Annotated in this window: 6 protein-coding genes; 2 read left to right on the plus strand and 4 right to left on the minus strand. The window is 56.7% G+C overall.

Going from position 1 to position 4,024, the window contains the following annotated elements; translation table 11 throughout:
- The coding region (locus tag FKW19_RS15660) for a hypothetical protein (protein WP_238706779.1) at positions 1 to 187 on the plus strand (187 nt) is incomplete at its 5' end.
- 52 nt (positions 188 to 239) lie between these two features.
- Here the strand turns inward: FKW19_RS15660 and FKW19_RS06100 are convergent.
- From FKW19_RS06100 to folE, 4 genes are all read right to left on the minus strand, one after another.
- The gene (locus tag FKW19_RS06100; RefSeq protein WP_020936735.1) at positions 240 to 719 is read right to left on the minus strand and encodes a K00121 S-(hydroxymethyl)glutathione dehydrogenase / alcohol dehydrogenase; all 480 of its coding nucleotides are present in this window, start codon (positions 717 to 719) and stop codon (positions 240 to 242) included.
- Positions 720 to 794: 75 nt separating this feature from the next.
- On the minus strand, positions 795 to 2,024 hold the full coding sequence (zigA, locus tag FKW19_RS06105) for a zinc metallochaperone GTPase ZigA (RefSeq protein WP_116100370.1): 1,230 nt from the start codon (positions 2,022 to 2,024) through the stop codon (positions 795 to 797).
- A gap of 13 nt (positions 2,025 to 2,037) precedes the next feature.
- Complete coding sequence (gene hisI / locus FKW19_RS06110; protein WP_035362736.1) at positions 2,038 to 2,547, minus strand: phosphoribosyl-AMP cyclohydrolase; 510 nt, start codon at positions 2,545 to 2,547, stop codon at positions 2,038 to 2,040.
- On the minus strand, positions 2,544 to 3,155 hold the full coding sequence (gene folE, locus FKW19_RS06115) for a GTP cyclohydrolase I FolE (protein ID WP_020936737.1): 612 nt from the start codon (positions 3,153 to 3,155) through the stop codon (positions 2,544 to 2,546). Before folE ends, hisI begins: the two co-directional genes overlap by 4 nt.
- Before the next feature lie 164 nt (positions 3,156 to 3,319).
- On the opposite strand from folE, the gene FKW19_RS06120 reads away from it, so the two are divergent.
- The gene (locus tag FKW19_RS06120; protein WP_020936738.1) at positions 3,320 to 3,946 is read left to right on the plus strand and encodes a DUF1826 domain-containing protein; all 627 of its coding nucleotides are present in this window, start codon (positions 3,320 to 3,322) and stop codon (positions 3,944 to 3,946) included.
- The last annotated feature ends 78 nt before the right edge of the window (positions 3,947 to 4,024 follow it).

Raw genomic sequence — 4,024 nt, forward strand, 5'->3', positions numbered from 1 at the left:
GAAAACTGAGACTGGACGGATACCGAAAGGGAGTCGTGAAATAACAAATTCCACCCCCCGGATTCTTGCAAGATGGTTTCCGAAAATTCACAAATCAAACATGCTGGTCAAAACCAGAAATGGCGGTACAGTCGCGGTTTTCAGCCACAATGGTTATCGCAGGATCAGTTCCTTGCATGAGTTTTAGCTCCGCGATGGCCGTATTAGTGGTCAGGTTGCTATATTGAGGATTAATCCACTCAGTTAGCCATGGTCTGTCTCCTAAAGATCGGCCAGAATTTCGCCAGGCAGGTCGTTGGAGAGTGTTTCCCTCGGTTGATAGTACATGACAGAACGAATGACCTCCCCCGATGTAGAAGATTAAATGCCGTATTGATCCAGTCATGCGTCATGTTGTGGGCGATATAGGGATCGACGCTGAATTTTCCCGCCAGCCATTCATCGACCATGCCGGGTAACGGCGAACACCCTTTTACCCTCCAAGGCCGTACCCCGGCAACACCGATGACCGTGCATTTCCCCCAGCCTTTATGGCCGCGCTTAAGGGCAGCGCGCATGACATCAACGCGACCGATCGCTTCGAAGGAATAATCCACTCCGCCGCCCATCATCTCGATGATCACCTTCTGGATCGGATCAGTATGATCGGTCGGTTTAACAAGATCGGTCGCTCGCAGATTTCGAGCCTTGGAAATCAACCAGATCAATCTCCAAGCCATATTGGGTTCTCACGCGATAACAGCTCGTATTTTCATAAGAAAGTCACTTTACGTAGATGCATCGCAATCACCCCTTCAAGCGTGCTCAAGATTTTCCGACTGGCGACGCCAGACCGGAAAAGGATCGGGCAGTCGTGCGTAGCGTGACGGCTCAAAAGGGGTATCTCCAAGATCCGGCACAAGACAGGCGTCAAGATCCCGGCGCAGTCCTGCTTCATCCATCTCCGCCGTGCCGATGAAGACGATTTCCTGCCGCCGGTCGCCATAGACGGAATCCCAGTTTCCCAGAACAAAATCCCGCCATTGATCGCTGTCTGGCCACTGGTTTTTCGGTATCGCGGCCCACCACAACCCCATTGCTTCGCTCCGCACAAGGGCTCCGGCCTGACTCATTTCTCCTACCCAGTCCGGGCGCGTGGCCAGCCAGAAATGACCTTTGGTGCGCACAACACCCGGCCAGTTCCGGTCAAGAAAAGCCTGGAATTTTGCGGGCTCGAACGGACGCCGCGCCCGGTAGACAAAATTATGGATGCCATATTCGTCCGTTTCGGGAACATGATTGGCAAACCCATAAAGTTCCTTGAACCACAACGGATGCTGGTGCGCCTTGTCGTAATCGAAGCGACCGGTATTCAGGATCCGTTCAACAGGAACCCGTCCCATATCGGTCTCGATGATGTCGGCGTCCGCATTCAGCGCGCGAATGATCTTCCGCGCCGCGTCCACCTGATCTGGCGTGGCGGTGGAAACCTTGTTGATGACCACGACATCGGCAAACTCGATTTGCTGGACAAGCAGATCGACCAGAGCACGCTCGTCGTCTTCCCCGGCTGTTTCGCCCCGATCCTTCAGAAAATCGCTGGAGGAATAGTCGCGCAGGAGATTGACCGCGTCCACGACCGTCACCATCGTATCCAACCGTGCGATATCGCTCAGGCTGACGTCATTCTCGTCACGGAACTCGAACGTCGCGGCGACTGGCAGCGGCTCTGCGATGCCTGTGGATTCAATGAGCAGATAATCGAATTTCCGTTCCTCTGCGAGCCGCCGAACTTCCTGCAACAGATCATCGCGCAGGGTGCAGCAGATGCAGCCATTGGTCATTTCGACCAGCTTCTCATCGGTGCGCGACAGATTGCTGCCGCCCTCGCGCACGAGATCAGCATCAATATTGACCTCGCTCATGTCATTTACGATCACCGCGACCTTATAGCCCTGGCGGTTATTTAGCACATGATTGAGCAAGGTCGTCTTACCCGCGCCCAGAAAGCCGGACAGCACGGTGACGGGAAGCCTCTTGTCCATAGGTGTTTCTCCTCTAGAGCTGGGTCGGGTTCGGGACGTCGCCATAGACAGCGACCGGATCGAAGGTCTTGTGCGTTTCGCAAAAGACGAGTTCAGCGGATGACGCCGAAACGACTTCATCAGCAGTGAGATCGACACGCCGGTAAAAACAGCTTCGATAACCCACATGGCAGTTCGCTCCTGTGCCCGCGGTGCGCACCCGCAACCAGACCGCGTCCTGATCGTCATCAATCCGCATTTCGATGACATGCTGGATCAGCCCGCTCGTGGCGCCTTTCCGCCAGAGACACTGGCGGCTCCGGCTCCAGTAATGCGCCTCGCGGGTTTCGATGGTACGGGCGAGCGCTTCGGCGTTCATGACGCCGACCATCATGACATCCCCGCTCTCCGCGTCCGTCGTGACCACGCTCAGCAATCCGCTAGCGTCAAAACGCGGGGCAAGATCGGTTCCTTCCTCGACCTGCTCGATAGAGACACGAGGCTGGAACGCTGTTGATGCAGAGGGGAAAGTTTCGCCCATCATACGCCCCCTATTCCCACCATAGCGAAGAACTGGCGACGCAAAGGTTCCGAGGTCTTGAACTCGCCTAACAGGCGACTGGTGACCATGCTCACGCCCGGCTTACGCACCCCACGTGTGGTCATGCACTGGTGCGCCGCGTCGATCACCACCGCAACGCCGCGCGGCTGCAGAACACTCTGGATTGTGTCGGCGACCTGGGCTGTCAGTTTTTCCTGAATCTGGAGGCGATGGGCAAAGACGTCCACGAGCCGCGCCAGCTTGCTGATGCCGACTACCCGCCTGTCGGGCAGGTAAGCCACATGCGCCTTGCCAATCAGTGGAATGATATGATGTTCACAATGGGATTCCAGCCGGATGTCGCGCAGCACCACCATTTCATTGTAGTTTCCGGTTTCTTCGAAAGTCCGCTCCAGAAGGGCGACCGGATCGTCCTGATATCCCTCGAAAAACTCTTCATAGGCCCGCACCACACGGCCGGGCGTGCCGACCAGTCCCTCACGATCAGGATCGTCACCGGTCCAGGCGAGCAGAGTCCGCACGGCTTCTTCCGCCTGAGCCCGTGTCGGTCGCACCCGGATTTTTCGGGGCGTTTCAATCAATGTGTCCATTCAGTCCTCGTCCCGGCATTGACTATGTTATGTTATAATATAACATTATGAACATCGCCCACTTCTCGTCAAGCGCCGGAGCCATGCCGTCTTCCACACAGCAACATCCCGTCTCGATGAACATGCCCCCGTCAGCGCGTGCGCCGCAGGAGAGTCCCGGTGTCATGCTGTTCATGGAGAGTTGGCCCGCAGCGAAAGTCGATACACCAGAAGACGCCGCTCTTGGCTGTCCCGCACCGCATGTAGTCGCCTGTGCCCACGCGGCCGTTGTGATGGATCTGCAACGGCCAGATGTTGATATGGTCGTATGGGGCCGCAGAGTTCCAGCAGCTTGGGAGAAGTCGGTCACAGGCTGGTCGGGCTCCCCGTCTCCTCTCACTCTCTCCGGCATGCCTTCGGAGATCGCGGATTACCTTGCAACCCCGGCTGTGCTTCAGGATTGGCCTCCCGTCATTCTGACGGATGTCGTGGATCTATCCTCTCTGTTCGCTGCTTTGACGGGAGGCATCCGACAGCACATCCGACTGATGGCCTCCCTCAGTAGTGATGCAATATTCGAACTTCCTCCTGATGCGCTCAGGCTGATCTGCGGCTATGGGCGCACCGGGGCGGAATGGTGCAGCAATCAGGACCCGAAGAGCGGCATCGTTAGTACCCTGTCGCCTTTCGCCGTTGCGTTTATCAAGGGAGCTGCTGAAGGCGAACCTGGCTGCCTCCATCGTCTCCCGGCCAGTGACCCAAACGGTGCGATTCCGGGGCCAATCCTTGTGATGGATACGGTTTCCCGATGAAAGAACATGTCACGCATCCTTCTCGCGGCGTCCATCAGGTTTCCAATACCCGAAATGGCCGGACCACCTCTTTGCTGA

The organism is Acetobacter sp. DmW_125128, assembly GCF_008704325.1.
Lineage (GTDB): Bacteria > Pseudomonadota > Alphaproteobacteria > Acetobacterales > Acetobacteraceae > Acetobacter > Acetobacter oryzifermentans.